14 protein-coding genes and 1 pseudogene are annotated in these 18030 nt (G+C 30.2%); 3 read left to right on the top strand and 12 right to left on the bottom strand.

Annotated features, from left to right (window positions below):
* From B2671_RS00280 to B2671_RS00235, 10 genes and pseudogenes are all read right to left on the bottom strand, one after another.
* Window positions 1-268, bottom strand: a pseudogene (locus tag B2671_RS00280) (N-acetyltransferase); the annotation flags it as partial.
* A gap of 24 nt (window positions 269-292) precedes the next feature.
* Window positions 293-1162 carry a hypothetical protein gene (locus B2671_RS00275; protein WP_346868600.1) on the bottom strand — a complete coding sequence of 290 codons (870 nt, stop codon included), beginning with the start codon at window positions 1160-1162 and terminating at the stop codon, window positions 293-295.
* Window positions 1163-1257: 95 nt separating this feature from the next.
* On the bottom strand, window positions 1258-2100 hold the full coding sequence (locus tag B2671_RS00270) for an MBL fold metallo-hydrolase (protein WP_346868599.1): 843 nt from the start codon (window positions 2098-2100) through the stop codon (window positions 1258-1260).
* 11 nt (window positions 2101-2111) lie between these two features.
* Window positions 2112-2543 carry a GNAT family N-acetyltransferase gene (locus tag B2671_RS00265; RefSeq protein WP_346868598.1) on the bottom strand — a complete coding sequence of 144 codons (432 nt, stop codon included), beginning with the start codon at window positions 2541-2543 and terminating at the stop codon, window positions 2112-2114.
* Window positions 2544-2918: 375 nt separating this feature from the next.
* Complete coding sequence (locus B2671_RS00260; RefSeq protein ID WP_346868597.1) at window positions 2919-4706, bottom strand: ABC transporter ATP-binding protein; 1788 nt, start codon at window positions 4704-4706, stop codon at window positions 2919-2921.
* Between the two features lie 20 nt (window positions 4707-4726).
* Window positions 4727-6472: an ABC transporter ATP-binding protein gene (locus B2671_RS00255; RefSeq protein ID WP_346868596.1), complete on the bottom strand. Its 1746-nt coding sequence runs from the start codon at window positions 6470-6472 to the stop codon at window positions 4727-4729.
* Window positions 6473-6870: 398 nt separating this feature from the next.
* A complete protein-coding gene (locus B2671_RS00250) occupies window positions 6871-7029 on the bottom strand; it encodes a hypothetical protein (RefSeq protein ID WP_346868595.1) in 159 nt (52 codons plus the stop codon).
* 262 nt (window positions 7030-7291) lie between these two features.
* Window positions 7292-7798, bottom strand: a complete 507-nt coding sequence (locus B2671_RS00245; RefSeq protein WP_346847472.1) for a GNAT family N-acetyltransferase — start codon at window positions 7796-7798, stop codon at window positions 7292-7294.
* Between the two features lie 97 nt (window positions 7799-7895).
* Entirely contained in the window at window positions 7896-8309 is a 414-nt protein-coding gene (locus B2671_RS00240) for a hypothetical protein (RefSeq protein ID WP_346868594.1), read from the bottom strand.
* Window positions 8310-8420: 111 nt separating this feature from the next.
* On the bottom strand, window positions 8421-12950 hold the full coding sequence (locus B2671_RS00235) for a cell wall-binding repeat-containing protein (protein WP_346868593.1): 4530 nt from the start codon (window positions 12948-12950) through the stop codon (window positions 8421-8423).
* A gap of 631 nt (window positions 12951-13581) precedes the next feature.
* On the opposite strand from B2671_RS00235, the gene arsM reads away from it, so the two are divergent.
* Window positions 13582-14373, top strand: coding sequence for an arsenite methyltransferase (arsM, locus tag B2671_RS00230; RefSeq protein WP_346868592.1), 792 nt, complete (start codon window positions 13582-13584; stop codon window positions 14371-14373).
* A gap of 95 nt (window positions 14374-14468) precedes the next feature.
* On the opposite strand, the gene hisS is transcribed toward arsM, so the two are convergent.
* Both hisS and B2671_RS00220 read right to left on the bottom strand, forming a co-directional pair.
* Window positions 14469-15785 (bottom strand): histidine--tRNA ligase, encoded by a 1317-nt coding sequence (gene hisS, locus B2671_RS00225; RefSeq protein WP_346868591.1) that lies wholly within the window; start codon window positions 15783-15785, stop codon window positions 14469-14471.
* 350 nt (window positions 15786-16135) lie between these two features.
* Window positions 16136-17197, bottom strand: a complete 1062-nt coding sequence (locus B2671_RS00220) for a P1 family peptidase (RefSeq protein WP_346868590.1) — start codon at window positions 17195-17197, stop codon at window positions 16136-16138.
* Between the two features lie 175 nt (window positions 17198-17372).
* On the opposite strand from B2671_RS00220, the gene B2671_RS00215 reads away from it, so the two are divergent.
* Complete coding sequence (locus tag B2671_RS00215; RefSeq protein WP_346868589.1) at window positions 17373-17597, top strand: DUF1659 domain-containing protein; 225 nt, start codon at window positions 17373-17375, stop codon at window positions 17595-17597.
* 58 nt (window positions 17598-17655) lie between these two features.
* Window positions 17656-17877 (top strand): DUF2922 domain-containing protein, encoded by a 222-nt coding sequence (locus B2671_RS00210; protein ID WP_346868588.1) that lies wholly within the window; start codon window positions 17656-17658, stop codon window positions 17875-17877.
* Window positions 17878-18030 lie beyond the last annotated feature (153 nt).

Genomic DNA, 18030 nt, shown 5'->3' with positions numbered 1-18030 from the left:
CACTAACTTGAGAAACACTAACTATTTGATTATCTATAATACCTAGGAGCATAAGAGCATTATTATTTTCATTTATATTTTTAATATATTCTCTCTCCTGTTCTACAGTAAGTCTAAACTCATTCTTACCAAATAGAAGGTTATCACTTTCTCCACCAACTATATTTAGATACTCAATCATAGCCTCTGAATCCTCTTCAGTTGGTTTTCTTAATATAAGCACCTTGCCATTTTCTAATTTTACTAGCTTTAATATGTCATCCTTCATACTCATCACTTCTTTCATTTACCTTTATGCTTCTAAAAACCTTAAAACTTCTTTTTCTATAAGCTTAAAATCCATAGTTGCTATATCTTCTACGGTATATCTCTTACTTAATTCACCTATTAGCTTAGCTCCTAAGAAATACCCCACATCACTTATACCTAAAACTTTAAACCAATCACCATAAAAATCTCTAGTTCCTTTTTCTTTGTCCTTTAAAGCTTCTACATATTTTAATTTAAGTTCTTTTTCTAACTTTTCACAGTTAATGCTCCACTGCTCTCCCCTAGAATCAACGATACTCTCTCCTAATACTTGTTGAAAATATTGGGCAAAGCCTTCCTCATATATATTCCAGATTCCTTCATTATACTTACTCTGATCTACCTGCTTTGATAATTTTGATTCACCTCTTATTTGAAAGTGAACTACATGACAAAGTTCGTGACAAACTAAAGCATCTATTTTTTCCTTCTGTTGCCATCCAAGCTTTGCAATCTTATCAATACCAAAGAGCATAGCTCTTTTCCCCTCATATTCATCTACCCATCCAGCAGAATTTAATAATCCCCTATATAGCACTATATTTATATCCATTTCAATATGAAATATAGCTTTAACTTTTTCATCTATACCATTAAAAGTCTTTAAAAGATTCTTATAGCCTTCTATCATATTAGGAAAGTCTTCACAGGACCTATTAAATACCATAGATAGTCCTATTTCCTTCCAGTTATACCCTTCTAATTCATAGTCTTCTTTACATTTTCTCTCTACCTCTGGAAAATTACTATTGTAAAACTTCTCCCATAACTCCATCTTTTCCTTAGGCTCTTTATTTAAGTTTTCTTCCATAAATCCCTTATAATCCTTAAAAGTATCTATAATGTTTATCATCATAAGTCACCTAGCTTTCTAAAAATTCTAAAAATAACTCTCTCTCTTTAATCCCTACTGAACAATTCTATAATCACAGTTACCTTCAATAAGTTTTATAATTTTATTACCATTCCGTCGTAAGCAAAGCTAATATCTTTATAATGATTTTCTAATTCTAAATAATCATCATAGGATTTTCCCCAATCTTCCTCAAGATGTGTCATTATAACTTTTTTAATATTATATTTATTCTTTAATTCCACTATCTCATCCATTACAAATAATTCTTCTCTTAAAGGATTGTCCTCTTCTAACTTAAAGTCACCCTTTAAGACATCACCAATAACCGTATTACCTATAATCATCACATCAGCACCCTTAAAGATTCCATTCACTGGGAAAGGTTTTACATCACAAGGAGCATATATAAGCTTCTTTTCTCCTTCTTCAAAAACAAATACTGTAGCAGATTCAGCCTTAATTAGAGTTATTTTTATTTCTCCTATTTGTATTGAATCATTAACCACATGTCTTTCTATTAAATTTCTTATTTTTTCATAGTAGTCAAAATATGAGCCATGCTTTGAGCATATGGAATTTAAATCCTCCATTACATGATCCATAGCTATAACTTCTATGGGATTTTCACATTCTATTCCTTGGGAAATATTTAGCCAATTTAGTCGAAGCTGTTCAAAAACTCTCATACCAAGGGTATGATCTGGATCCATATGACTATATAAAACTCTATCTATTTCCTTAATTTCTCCATAATTTAAGCTTTGAGCAATATCCTCTGGAGTGTCTATTAGTAGCTTAGCTTCTTCTAGATATAAGCTACATCCAAATCTTGCATAAGGATTTCCCTTCTTTCTTGCCTCCATACATACTCTACAGCAGCAAAGTGGCTTTGGTAGAGCAACACATCCTCCACTACCTATTATCTTAAAATTCATAGTTATCCCTCCTATAGCTTCTTAGTTAAAAAATACTCCTTATGTCCTTTAGGACTATCTTCTAAAATTCCAAAAACCTTATATCCATTCTTCATATAAAAGTCTGGACCTTGAAAATCGAAGGTATCTAGATGTGCTATATGACATCCTTGACTCCTTGCCACATCCTCTGCCTCCTTTAAAAGTATTGAACCATATCCTCTATTACGGTACTTGTCATTAACCCACAATGTATCAATATAGAAAATATGCCAAAACACAGAGTAAGCTAATATTCCTCCTATGACCTCACCCTTTTCATTTTTAATACAACGGTTTATCTTAATGTATGGTTCATCTTGTTCAAAAGGCTTAGACAGCTTGTTGTGTTCCATAAGCATATCGTCAATGTAATCTACTTCTTCTTCATTAGGTATTTCTATTTTAATACTTTCTTCATTCATATTTATTTCCCCTTAATATATAAAGTTGGAAATAAGATTAATTAATAATTATTCAATCTTATTTCCTAATTAAAGAATTTAATCCTTCTATTTTAATACCATTTTCCATATAGAAAAATGCTGAAACCCGCATGAACAGAACAACTAGTTAACTAGTTATATATTAAAATAGTTATATGGAACTATTTTAATATACAAATAGTTTCCTATGAAGCTATATAACTATTTACATAGCTCATAGGTAAAATTTAATTTTAAATCATGCATTGAATCAGCAATAAATTTTATTTTCTTATATTATTTACAAGGAAACTCCTTTTCACTTTATTCAAATGAGTAAGTTCCCAGATCTAAATCGTAGATTCAGATGGTCATTTATGCTCCTTCATTTAAGAAACTGTACTGAGCCATGTATAAGTTATAGTAGAATCCTTTAAGTTTTAATAATTCTTCATGGGTTCCACTTTCTACAATTTCACCTTCATCTACTACCATAATTTTGTCACAATCTCTTATGGTTGAAAGTCTGTGGGCAATTACAAAGGACGTTCTTCCATGAAGTAATTTATTTATCCCTTTTTGAACTAGTATTTCTGTAGCAGTATCTATATTAGATGTTGCTTCATCAAGGATAAGAATTCTTGGATTTGCAAGTAATGCTCTTGCAAAGGATATAAGTTGTCTTTGTCCTACTGAAAGCCTTGAACCTCTTTCGTTAACTTCTGTGTCATATCCTTTTTCTAATTTCATAATAAATTCATGGGCATTAACTGCCTTTGCTGCTGCCATGATTTCTTCATCAGTAGCATCTAATTTTCCATATCTAATATTTTCCTTAATAGAAGTTGAGAATAAGAATGTATCTTGAAGCATTATTCCCATTTGGCTTCTTAAGGAATAAAGATTGACCTTAGAAACATCCTTACCATCAATTAAAACTTCCCCTTCAGTAGTATCGTAAAATCTACTGATTAAGCTAGTTATAGTAGTCTTTCCTGCCCCTGTTGGTCCAACTAAGGCGATATTTTCACCTGGTCTTATTTTAAAGTTTACATTGTGAAGTACCTGAACGTCTTTCTCATATTCAAAGGAAACATTTTTAAACTCTACTGCTCCCTTAATAGTTGGCATATCTTCACTTCCATCCATCTCATCAATGGTTGGTACTACATCCATAATTTCAAATATTCTCTCCGCTGCTGCAAAGTTAGTAACTAATGTATTGTAGTAAGAAGCTATATTTATGATTGGTCTCCAGAACATACTTGTATATGATATAAAGGCTATTATGGTTCCTATGGAAATTTCTCCACGTCTAGTTAAGGTTGCTCCATACCAAAATACTATGATGGAACTTATTCCAAAGGACATATCTATAAAAGACCAAAGCCAGTCATTATATTTAACTGCTGATAAAAATCCATCTCTAACCTCACCTACAGCTTTTTCAAATTTCTTAGTAGTTTCTCCTTCAAAGGTAAAGTTTTGAATAATCTTTATCCCTGAAAAGGATTCATGGGTAAAGCCATTTAAATTAGAACGTTTTTGTCTAAATACCTGCCATTTAGCTCTAGCTTTTACCATTATTGTAGATACTACAACTGCAAGTACCGGTAAAATTATTATAGAAACTATAGCCAATTTTGCATTCATTACAAAAAGTATTACTCCTATAGCTATAAGATTTAGTGCCTGTGGTATAACTGTAGTAACAGATTTTGAAAACAGCTCTGAAAGGGAGTTTACGTCTCCAACAACTCTCGCTAAAATCTTTCCTACTGGTCTATCGTCAAAAAAGGAAAAGGAGAGTTTTTGTATATGAATATAAAGCTCTTGCCTTATAGTATGCAGTATACTGTGAGTAGTTTTATTCATTTGATAGGTAGATAGCCTACTAGCATACATACCTATAACATTTATTCCTACTAATCCTAGACTTATAACTATAAGTCCTACTACATCTTTTACTTCAATATAATTATCTATAGCAATTTTTAAAAGCATAGGGCTTAAAAGCCCTGTACCCATTACTATAAGCATAAGAAAAAGTACTAAAGATACTTTTAACTTATAGGGTTTTACATATTTGACTAATCTTAATAGTATATCCCGACCCTTTAAACTATTAATTTTTTCGTCTTGATTAACTGAATTTTTCGCCATTCTAGCACCTTCTTTCTCTCTTAAAAGTTAGCCACATCTTCATCTGACAACTCTAAGAAATCTTTAAATTGAGTTTGATATATCTCAAAATACTTACCTTTTTTATTTAAGAGTTCTTGATGATTTCCTCTTTCTACTATCTTTCCATCCTCCATATATAAAATCATATCTGCATTTTTTACAGCTGATATTCTATGGGCAATGATAAAGGTAGTCTTCTTAGTGTCTCCATGATATAGATTTTTAAGCAATTGATACTCTGTTTCCATATCTAAAGCAGAAGTTGAATCATCTAAAATTAAAATTTTGCTATCTCTTATCAAAGCTCTAGCTATACATAATCTTTGTTTTTGACCTCCTGAGAGTCCAAGACCTCTCTCACCGATTAATGTGTCATATCCATCCTTAAGTCCATCTACAAATTCCTTTGCACATGCAAGCTCTACAGCCTTTTCTAGTTCTTCTTTAGTAGCATTGTTCTTACCATATTTAAGGTTATTCTCAATGGTATCAGAGAATAGAAAAGAATCTTGTGGAACTATAGAAATACTATCTCTTAAAGCTTTTAAGTTTAAATCCTTAAGATTTATACCATCTAAAGTTATTTCTCCTTCTGTAGTATCATAGTTTCTTCCTAAGAGTGCCATTAATGTTGACTTTCCTGAACCTGTAGTACCCATAATAGCTACTGTAGATCCAGCTTTAATATTAAGATTTATATTATCTAATACATTCTTTTCTCCATAGGTAAAAGATACATTTTTTAGGGATAATTCACCTTCTATATTCTGTGGAACAATTCCCTCTTTAGAATTTTCAATAGTAGTGCTTACCTCTAAAATGTTGTTTATTTTTCCTGCTGAAGCCTTAGTTCTAGAGAATAGATTCATAAGCCATCCAAATTCTCTCATTGGCCATATAAGCATCCATAGATAACTAGTAAATGCCACCAATTGACCTACAGTAATCTTATTGTAGATTACTAAAATTCCACCTACACAGGTTACAAGAACTACAGAAAGATTCCCTAAGAACTCCTCTAATGGGAAGAACTTAATCCATATCTTTGTATGTTCCATTTGTAAGTCAAAGTTTTTAGAATTGTATTTTAAGAATTTAAGAATTTCATGTTTTTCTCTTCCAAAAGCTTTAACTAGCTTAACTCCAGCAATATTTTCTTGTGCTGTAGTATTTAGCTCTGCAATGTGGTCACTTATTCTGTCATATACATCATCAATCTTCTTTTCAGATCTTATGGTGATATATGCTATTATTGGCATAGTAGAAAGAGCTACTATGGTAAGTGTTGGACTTATCCTTAATAATAGAACTGAAGCTATACCAAAGTAGGCTATATTTTCTATTAAAAGCCTAAAACCAAAACCCATAATGTCCATTATATTATCTGCATCTTCCCCTACCCTTGACATTAATTCACCGGTGTTTACTTTGTCAAAGTAAGAGAAGGACAGTCCTTCAATATGCTTGAATAAAGTTTCTTTTACTTCTTTAGAAATAGTTATTCCTAAATAATCAAATAAGTACTCCTTTAAATACCCAAAGAAAAACTTTATTAATGATATACATCCTATAATAAACAATATTTTATTTATAATTTCATAGTTTTTACCACGAAGTACATCATCTATAAATATTTCAGTTACATAGGGAATTGTTAAATCTGCTGAAATTACCAGAATCATTGAAACTATACCAAATATAGCTACCCCTAAATGATTTTTTACATAGCTCAAAATTTTTTTCACTTGAATCCCTCCTTCAATGTGGTTATTATTATTAACCTCTTATGTTTTAATGTGTAAAATTAGTATCTGCAAGCCACCTCTTAGTCATAATACTTCCTCCCTTTTGTCCTATAATCCCCAATCATGTTATACTCTGCTGTCTATAAATTTGCTATAGATATAATTAAAAATAAGAATAAAAAAGTCATAGTCCTATACCTCTTGGTATATAGGACTATGACTTAAATCATCTATAGCGTGAATAATACTAAGGATTTAATCCTTAAATATTAAAATTCATTTTAGGCTTATGTATATCTTACTTATCTTAGTATAAATAATTGTATTAAAAGCCTTATAAATATATAAAAAGTCCCGGGTTACCCTAGGACTTTTCTCACAAAATAGTTTGTTAAAAATCAATCTTTTAAACCTATATTCTGAGGCAGGGTAATATTCCAAATATTAAATTGTAAAATGTTATTATTTGCACCATTAATATTGCCAGCGCCAAGGTTGACTCTAGCATTATAATTATTTCTATTAACTTCATTAATTACTAATAATTTATTTAACATTTTCCTACCTCCTTTTTTAAAATTTATTTTCTACTATTATTTAGTTTTACTAATTTTTACTACCTTTTTATTATATACAATTAATATAAATATTGTCAATAACTTTTTTCTAAATTTTTAGAATTTATTAAATATATTTTTTATTGTATAAGTTTCATAAAAAATAGCGACTATAAAATAGTCGCTAAAAAATAAAAATATTTACTCTATAAATCATATAATATATTAAAATTTTACCTATTATTTTAAATACAGCTATGAATTAAAATTCTGCTGCTAAATTAGTTAATGCTTTATCACATACTCTATATACAGTCCATTCATCCATTGGTATTGCACCAAGCTGCTTATAGAATTTTATTGATGGTTCATTCCAATCAATACACCACCATTCAAATCTACCACAATCTCTTTCTACTGCTAATTTAGCTAAGAATGAAAGAAGTGCTTTTCCCATTCCTTTTCCTCTCATTTCAGGTCTCACATATAAATCTTCTAAATATAAACCTGGTTTACCTGTGAAGGTTGAGAAGTTGTGGAAAAATAATGCAAAACTTACTGGTATACCTTCATACTCACCAATTACTACTTGAGCTGCCTTTCTAACAAATAATGATTCCATTAAAATTTCTTCAGTAGCAACTACTTCATTTAAAAGCTTTTCATAATCAGCTAATTCCTTTATAAATTTTAGAATTAAAGGTATATCCTTCTCTTCAGCAAATCTTAAAGTATAATTTTCTACTTTAGTTTTTATTGTACCTTCCATGTTAAAAATCCCCCTATAATACATCTTTGTATTTTGAAAGTTAATAAACCTTCTATAATTATATTAACCCTTTACATAGGAGTTTGTAAATATGCTTTTATTTATACTTAGATAAGTCCCATTTGCTTTTAGTAGGTCTTTCCCTTATTTCTTTTGATATATTTTTTGTTATTAACACAAAAAATACAAAAGATACTCCTGAAATTAAAGAATATTTCTTAACATATTCTTTATCCCCTTCAATAGTTAATTTAACAAAGTTTACATCTAATTCTTCAGATACCTCTTTTTCATTATTAACCATGTACTCTAAAGTATCCTCTGCCTCTATTATTTTTATACCAACAAGTGATCCATTTCCAGCAAACCATACCATTATACAAATAAGTATGGCAATACATCCATTTTTAAATCCACTTTCAGATAATCTGTAATTAATAAGTATATTTTTTACCATATAAATTACTGTTATTAAAACTAATAACATATTTAGTCCTACTATTATATGCATGATATCCTCCTTAACATTTTAATATAATTATACCATATATAGTAATATAAATATGTGGTATGAAAAATATCCTAGGCATTACTACCTAGGATATTTTACTATTTCCCTATTTTATTTATTATCTATTCTATTTACTAAGTCTTTTACAGCTGCTTTATTAACCTGTCCACCAACTTCTACTACTTTCTTAACTAACATCTTATCTGCTAAAGACTTTTGTTTATCAGATAAATTAGAATTAGTTATTATAACTGGCGAACCTGTTTTAGCCGCTAGAGGTGCAACTACTAGAGAATCTACTAACTTCATACTTTCAGTTACATACATATTTTTTTGCTCTTTTGCAAATAATTTTTCTATAACTAATGCATTAGTTTCGTATCTATTTGCTCCTCCTATTCTATTTTTAGAAATATCTTCAGATGTGATTTTATTTAAATCTTTCATAACTGAGTTCTTAACTACACTTTCTCCACCTATAACATAAGCTGATTTAAGTTTTTGACTCTTAAGCCATGATAATACTTTCTTAGGAACCTTCTTAGCTTCAACTAATATTATTGGAGTCTTATCTGTAGCTGCTTTAGATGAAATAGTTAATGCATCTGCTGGAGTATATCCACCTGCTACATAGATATTTTCAACATTTTTTTGTCTATCTATCTGTGTAGCCACTGCTAGTGAAGTTTCATATCTATTTTCTCCACCTAATCTTACTACATCAATTCCCATCTTAGCCATCTCTTTAACTGTAGCTTCAGATATAACACTTGTTCCACCTACTACATAAACTGTTTTAACACCTAATCTCTTTAATTCAGTCTTCGTAGCTTCAGTTAATTTACCAGCTTCAGTTAATAATATTGGTGCATCGTAGTTTGCTGCAAGAGGTGCTGCTACTAAAGCATCAGCATAAGTTGTTCCATTAGCTATTACAGCCATATCTGACTTCTTCCAACCAGTCTTACTAACTTCTACTGCTGTTGCATATCTATCTTTTCCATATAATCTACCAGTAGACTCAACAATCTTTTTAACCTTTTTAATAGTTATTTCCTTAACAGTTGTATTTCCTGCATCATCTATAGCTTCAACAGAAATCTTGTTTTCACCTTCAGCTAATTTTACTTCATAAGCTAAATCATATTTAGCACTTTTTAAATCATTAAAGTATGACCAATCTGGTGCTATTGTTTTAATAACATTACCATTTACCTTAACTTTTAAGCTTGGTAGGTTATCGTTTATTTTACCAGAAATAATTACTGAATCTTTAGTAGTTTCAGATGGTATAGCTTCAAGGTTAACTACTGGTGCTGTAGTATCTACAAATATTTTATGAGCAAATTCTATTTTATTATTTGCAGCATCTCTAGCAGCAACCATAATGCTATGATATCCATCTTTTAATTCTACTTCAGTTGAGAAATTCCAAAGACCACTATGTGTATTAAAGGTTAATGGTACATTCTTTCCATTTACAGTAAACTCTGCTATAGCTGAAGCATCCTTTACAGTACCTTTAACAGCCACCTTAGCACTCTTTGATACTCCAAAGAATTCTGGTCCTTCAACCATCACTGTAGGAATTGTAGTATCTCCTTGTGCTTCTCCTGTAGGCTCCTTATATTGTCCTGTAGTTGCTTCTGTTACTTTAATAGACGTTTTATTTTGTGCATAGTCATAAACTTCTACAGAACACTTTTTATAATCTAACTTGCTTAAATCAAATTTTCCTGATGCATTTTCTTCTACTGCTTTACCATCACTAATAAGCACATATTTAAAAATATGACCCTTATTATTGTCTTCTGCAATTACTTCTAGTTGTTTAGTATCTTTATTATAATTAACTTTATTAACTGCAGGTGCCTTTGTATCAACATTTACCTTAAAGTCAAAGTTTTGCCATTTAGCATTTTCATAATCTACCTTTGCTTTAACTCTATAAGTATATACACCATCTGCAACTACCTTATTGTTAACCGTTCCATCCCAAGTAGCATCTTTGCGGATACTATACTTATCGTATTTTCCATCATGGTAATGTTTTTTTACATTGAAATCTTGAGTTAAATTTCTTACAACTTTTCCATCTTTATCTAATATCTCTATATCTAATTCCTTCATATTTCTTAAGTAAGAAAGAATAGGTAATATTGTATCATTTGCACCATCACCATTTGGTGAGAATGCAACTTTATTACTATCTGTATTTTTACCTGATAAATCCACACCTAGGAAATCTAAATCACTATTTACGATAGATGTAACTCCATAGAAAGAAGTTCTTTTTGTTTCATAGATTGATGCGTCTATAGCAGGAGCTTTATCCCATTCACCTTTAAATCCTAAATATGGAATACTTAATGTTGGGTTTGTATCTATAGGATCAGTTAAAGTTACAAATCCTTCCACATATCCACCATTTACAAAAACTTCTTCAATAGATTTTTTATTCATTCCAGTTATAGTATTGTTTAAATCCACAGTAGCAGTAATTTTAGTTTTACCCTTTGCAGCTACTTTAATTGTATTATTACTAAAAGATATTGGGAATTTTTTAGTATCTTTATTAATTATATTTTGTGCTTCCAAATAAGTGTATTGGTCATCTACTAAATCTGTTTGAACAGTACCTGCCACATTATAAGTTAATTCTTTATCACTAAAGTTTTGAACTTCTATAGTAAATGTAGCTTTATTATCTTTAATTTCTTTTAAATTAACCTTACATTGACCAGTAGTTGTATCTGTAACTATAGCTGGTGTTGTAGTAGCCGCTTGAAGGTCCATAACTCCAGAACCCTGTCTTCTAGGTGATGTATAGTTAGGTCCTGCAACTACTCCAGCTGCCTGATTTGCTCCATTGTCTACATGAGCCACGGCTGTACTCATCATTAACTTTTTAGCCATTTTAGCTCTTGCTTCACCAGTTAATTTAAAGTCTTTATCTACTCTTTGAAGTACTAATGCTGATCCACCTGCCACATGTGGTGAAGCCATAGATGTACCACTCATGTTTCCATATTTATTATCATTTAATGTTGACCATATATTACCACCTGGTGCAGTAATTTCAGGTTTAAACTCTAAATCTGGAGTAGTTCCCCAAGATGTAAAATCTGACATGCTTCCTTTAACTGTATTAGGAACTGATATAGTATTTCCATTTGCTACAACCTTAACTTCTGAGGTTTTTAGTTGTGTAGCAATTTTAGCACCAAATGAATTTCCTATAAACAACGCTGGAATTGTACCCCCCTCTGGATACATCATGCTTATAAGTCCTTCTCCACCACTAGCATTATTATAAACTATAACTGCAGTAGCACCTGCTGCTTCAGCATTAGCTATTTTATCTGTAAAATTATAACCACCACGCTCTATCAAAGCTAAATTACCTTTTACTTCTGCTGGGAAGTGTTCTGGTAATCCACCTAATCCACAATCTACAGCTTTAAGTTCTTTTCCTTTAAATACAGATAAAATATCTGTTCCTGATGAAGTATACGGAGCTATATTATTTTCTCCACCAATTGAAAATTCTACCCCATATCCAGTAACAACATTGTTTTCTACAGATGCTACTTGAAGAGAATCTGTTGCTAACCCTGGAGAACCAACAACACCGTAGTCAGGATTCTCAGCATATGGATTATCATGCCCATTTCCAAACACATTAGAGTTTCCTGCTGATATTGCCATAACTACACCATTATCTACAGCTCTATTAACAGCAACTTGCTCTAAATCTGTATCATCTACAAAGGATGCTGTTGAACCTAAACTCATATTAATAACATCTGCGCCTAGAAGCACTGAATCATCTATAGCCTTAACTATAACATCACCAAAGGTAGAAGCCATAGCTGGGTCATTACCAAATACCTTCATGGCAAGAATTTGTGCTTCTGGAGCAACTCCCTTAATTCCATCCTTGCTAATATCTCCATTAGCTCCTACTGTTCCTGCAACGTGCATTCCATGCATTGAAGCATCTGGACCTAAATCTAAGATTTCTTGATTATTATCCATGTAGTTGTATCCATAAGGAACCTTTGAGGTTCTATAGGTACCTGGTAATTTCTTTTCCTTAGATATAGCTTGTACTTCATCTGCTTGAAGTTCAGCTTTATTTTGATCTGTAAGAACCATATCTTTATGTGTTGAATCCACTCCAGTATCAATAACTGCTATTACTGTACCTTCTCCATTGTATCCACTAGTCCAGGTTTGCTCCGTTTTTATGATTTCACCACTATTATTCATCATAGGCTCTGGTCTTTCATATTCATTAGCAATAGTAACTGACTTAACTCCAGCCATACTTTCAATATTTTTAGCTTGTCCTAATGTAGTTTTCATACTAAATCCATTAGCTACATTAGTAAAACTATTTATAATTTCAAATTTAATTCCTTTAGAACTTATCTTACTTTGTAAAGAACGTTGTTCTTTTAAAACTTGGTTTTGAAGTTTACCAACTTCAAATTTACTCATTTCATCAAGTTTTATCCCCTTCTTAGTAGCCTTTTCAAGTACTGCCTCGCTGTCTAACTCTACTACAACTCTAACTTCATCAGAGTCTTTAATTGTTTGAAGTGCTGGCTCTTGTTTTATCTGAGCCTGTAACACCATTAGTTTTTCTTTGCTTTCTATNNCCCAAAGACTTAACTAGTTCATTAGGAGAAGCAAAAGCTGTCATTGTTGAACCTAACACTAAAGATAGAGCTAGTCCAACAGAAATGCCCTTTTTAAAGTTCATTAAATTACCCCCTTGATATATAATTTTCTTAACCTTATATGATATGTATATAAACTTATTAACTTATGTTAATTATTTTATATACTTTTAAGAATATATTAACAGTATAAGAATTTATTTCAATAAAAAAATTATCTGATTTTTCTTACATAAATACTAATATATTACATAAAAATACTTTTTATTGTTTTTTTATCCATATATTTGGTACTTTTTCAACATGTAAATACATTATAATCCAAATATCTACATTATTTCAAAAATAAAGTATAATAAAAATTTTAATTTTGCATACCTAATCATTCTTAATTTTATTTAAAATTTATATTTTATTAACTATATATTCATTGATTTTATAATCAAATTATGATTTAAAATAACATTGATTTATTTTGTATTCATCCATTTTATCTATTATTAAGTATAAATAATCCTTTTTATATAGTATAATATACTAATTATTGCTTACCCTACTATTTAATAAATAATTAAGGAGAGTTTTATATGAATTTAAATAAAAACTTACTAATAAAAAATGCTGTTCGTGAAAGCTATAAAAACATAGCTCTCGGAAAGACAGATAATAATAGTTGCTGTAACACTAATAAAATATCTCTTAAAAAGTCTGCAGTGGAAATTTCAAATAAAATAGGGTACTCTGAAGAAGAAATAAACTCTGTACCTTCAGGAGTAAATATGGGACTTGGCTGTGGTAATCCTCTTTCTATATCTAAATTGAGTCCTAATGAAACTCTTTTGGATTTGGGAAGCGGCGGTGGATTTGATTGTTTTCTAGCTTCAAAAAAAGTTGGTCCTAAGGGTTTTGTAATTGGAGTTGATATGATTCATGAAATGTTAAGAAAAGCTCGAATGGCAGCCTTTCAAAACGGCTATAAAAATATAGATTTTAGACTTGGCGAAATTGAAAACTTACCTGTTGCAGACAACATTGTAGATGTAGTTATTTCTAACTGTGTTATAAATCTATCTACAAATAAACAAAGGGTTTATGATGAGATATATAGAGTTCTAAAACCTAGTGGACGTATTGCAATTTCTGATATAGTTTTAATGAGGGAACTTACAGAGGACATGAAGGCGGACGAATCTTTATATTGCGGGTGAGTTACTGGTGCTTCTTCAGTTGAAGAATTAGAAGTATACTTAAAAAACTCAGGTTTTAAAGAAATTAATATAACTACTAAAGCTGTTCCTAAGGAATATGAGGAAAAGTGGGGACATAATCTTAAAGTTGGAGAATACATAATGTCTTCATATATAAAAGCATTTAAATAATACTTAAATGAAAAATGATTAGAGCTAATTGACTCTAATCATTTTTACACTAAAAATGTTATATCATTTATTAGATTTTAATACTACCATTATAATTATCTACTATTTAAAATTGAAATACATTCTTCTGTAGATACTAGTTGTTGGTCACCATTTTCCATATTTTTTAAAAGTATTTTATTAGATGTTTTCTCATCTTCTCCAATGATAATAACATATGGTATAGCTAATTTGTTTGCATATTTCATTTTTTTAGCAAACTTTCCACCTTCAAGGTAAATATCAACCTTAATCTCAGATTGTCTTAATTGATTACAAACTTCAATACCATAATCAAAATCTTCATCCATTGGTATCACTAAAACATCTATAAGTGAATTACTATCTAAATCTATAATATTGCTTTCCATAAAACTCCAGAATAATCTTGTTAACCCAATAGATATACCAACTCCTGGAAGTTTCTTATCAGTATAGAACTGGGCTAAATCATCATATCTCCCACCTGAACACACTGAACCAAATTCTGGATAATCATCTAAGAATGTTTCATATACTGTTCCAGTATAATAATCTAATCCTCTAGTTATCTTAAAGTCAATCACATAATTTTTATCCGGAATTCCAAAAGCTTTTATATACTTATTTACAGTTTCTAATTCTTCAACACCTTCTAAAAATCTTTCGTTGGTCACTGAACTATTTTTTAAGAACTGAATCTTCTCCTCATTGCTACCTTCTATAGTTATAAATTCTATAACCTCATCTATTCCTTCACTGGTTTTTATATATTCCTCTAATTCTTCTCTGACCTTGGCTTCTCCAATCTTTTCAATTTTATCTACAACTCTTAATACCTCTATATAATTATCTATATCTAAACTTCTTAAAAATCCATCTAGGATTTTTCTATTATTAATTCTTATTTTAAAGTTATCAAAGCCTAACTCTTTAAATATTTTATATATAGTACTAGGAATCTGAGCATCATTTACTATACTTAATGTTCCATTACCAATTACATCTACATCACATTGATAAAATTCTCTAAATCTACCCCTCTGATTCCTCTCACCTCTATAAACTTTTCCAATTTGATATCTTTTAAATGGAAAGGCTATTTCTTCCATGTGTTGAGCTACATAACGTGCAAGTGGTACTGTTAAGTCAAACCTTAATGCCATCTCTGTACTACCCTTAGTTAAAGTATATATTTGCTTTTCTGTGTCTCCACCAGTTTTAGCAAGTAATACTTCACTTTTTTCAATTATAGGAGTGTCAATAGGTAGAAATCCAAAAGATTCATAATTTCTTCTAATGACATCATAAACATTATTAAAGGCTACTTGCTCTCTTGGAGTAAGCTCCATAAATCCTGGCAATATACTAGGTTTTGTTATTTTTGTACTCATATCAATCTCTCCTTAATTTATAAAACTTATATAATATTCATCTGAAAATCTGAAGCTTTCATACTATAAAAAAATCTCTAAAGACAACTAGTATCCTTAGAGATATAAAACTCAATAACTCCATAGATACATTTGCCTTCGCACAAATAGGCCCTATCTATGGCTTAATTTTAAAACCATAATTATAAGACCTTGCATCTATGATGATGTTCATATTTTCTATTTGACAAGTATTTCACTACAACCATCTCCTGTGTAAATAAATCCTATTATAAACAATTTATCATTTAATATATTTCATGTCAATAATTTTAAGTGACTTATACTCTAATTCTTATATACAATCCGTTTTATAAATCTAAGGATTTAGATAATCCATCTCTTCTATTTCCGTTTCGACCAATAACTGTGTCAGCTGTAATTAGAGAATTTAGAACTGACTCCTCTACAGCTTCTGCAGCTGCTCTAAAAAAGAAGTCGATATAATTTTCATTAACTACATTAACTTTACTAGTTACACATTCCTCATAATGTTTAATTTTATTAGCTGTACTAAAAGCAATTGCTATATCACCACTTCCATTTCCAAGATAAGAACCTAATCTTGTTATGCCCACAATACTTCTCTTTGCTACTCTTTTCAATTGTCTTGGGGATAGTGGAGCATCTGTAGCTAAAATTATCATAATAGATCCCTTTTCCAAATTATCTATATTACAGTTTATATTAGTTATATTTACACCTAAGTTATTCCCATATAACATAGATTTTATATCATTGTTATTAAGTATAAAATCTTCCTTTATTCCAAAATTAGATAGTACCAATGCACCTAGTGTATATTCTTCATTTTTTATATTTATTTTTCTAGAAGAAGATCCTATGCCACCCTTATACCCAAAGCAACTCATTCCAGTTCCTGCTCCTACTGCTCCTTCTAAAAAATCTGTAGATGCATTTTTTATACTTTCAAATACGTGCTCTTCTTTAACATGAAGTCCTCTAATATCATTTAGATATCCATCATTACATTCTCCAACTATAGGGTTAATAGTTCCTGTTTCAACACCTATATCAGTGTTTATTGAAAGCATATATCTAACTAATCCTTGACTTACTATCCCTACATTTAAAGTATTTGTAAGCATAATCGGTGTTTCAATTGTTCCAAGCTCCTCTAGTTGTATGGTTCCTACAGTCTTTCCAAAACCATTTATTACGTGAACAGCTCCATATACTTTATCCTTGAACATATTTCCATCATGAGGTAATATAGCTGTTACTCCTGTGTTTACATCTCCATCTCTTAATGTAACATGACCTACCCTTACTCCTTTTACATCAGTAATCTTATTTCTTTCTCCCTTTGGTAACTTTCCTACAGTAACTTTATAATCTCTAATTCTCTTCATTATTTCCTCCTAAATTCCTCTCACTTACTATAACACTCTATACACTTATCTATATATTTTTAAATAATGACTTATTAAATATTCATCTTCTTAATTTTNNGAATTTCAAAGTTTTATAATTATTTTCCACTTTTATCTTCAATGACATATATGTTCATTGAAAGGAGTTGATACTATGGCAACAACAAATACTAAAAATAATACAACCTTAGTTATTAAATATACGAAGGGGCAAAACCAGGATGGTAGTCCGAAGATTCAAAGCCAAAAATTTTCAAAGGTAAGTGGATCTGCTACTGATGAAGAGATCTACAATTTAGGCATAATAATTGGCTCTGTACTAATAAGTGAACCTACAGAAATTAAAAAACTAGATGATTATACTTTGAATGAAGGCTAAATATAAAAAATTTCTACTCTCTCATAATTATAATTCTAAAAAATAAGGAGGATTAATAATGGAAAAAAAATTAGTTATGACCTTTAAGGATGAAACGGAAAATAAATTTAATCTTACAGTTAACTCTGTTAAAGATAGTATATCGCTTACAGAAATTAACAATATAATGGACTATATTATATCAACTGGAATATTTAAAAGCAAAAATGGAAAATTAGTTTCTAAAACTTCTGCTATAACTGTAGATACTAGCACCACTGAACACCCAGTAGGTAACTAAAAAGGAGTGATAAGCACGAGGGTACTTTTTCAGTATCCTCGTGTTTATATCACTCCCTTTTTATATTTTCATTTCCTTTCACCTGTATCTCTTGCTATAAGCTAAAATTAATTACTATATAATGTCTAAATCTAATTCATTTCTTAACATATC

Origin of the sequence: Clostridium sp. UBA5119 (assembly GCF_002414285.1) — a bacterium.
Lineage (GTDB): Bacteria > Bacillota > Clostridia > Clostridiales > Clostridiaceae > Clostridium_J > Clostridium_J sulfidigenes.
The sequence above is the reverse complement of the archived record's forward strand: the minus strand, read 5'-3'. Positions and strand labels throughout refer to the sequence as shown.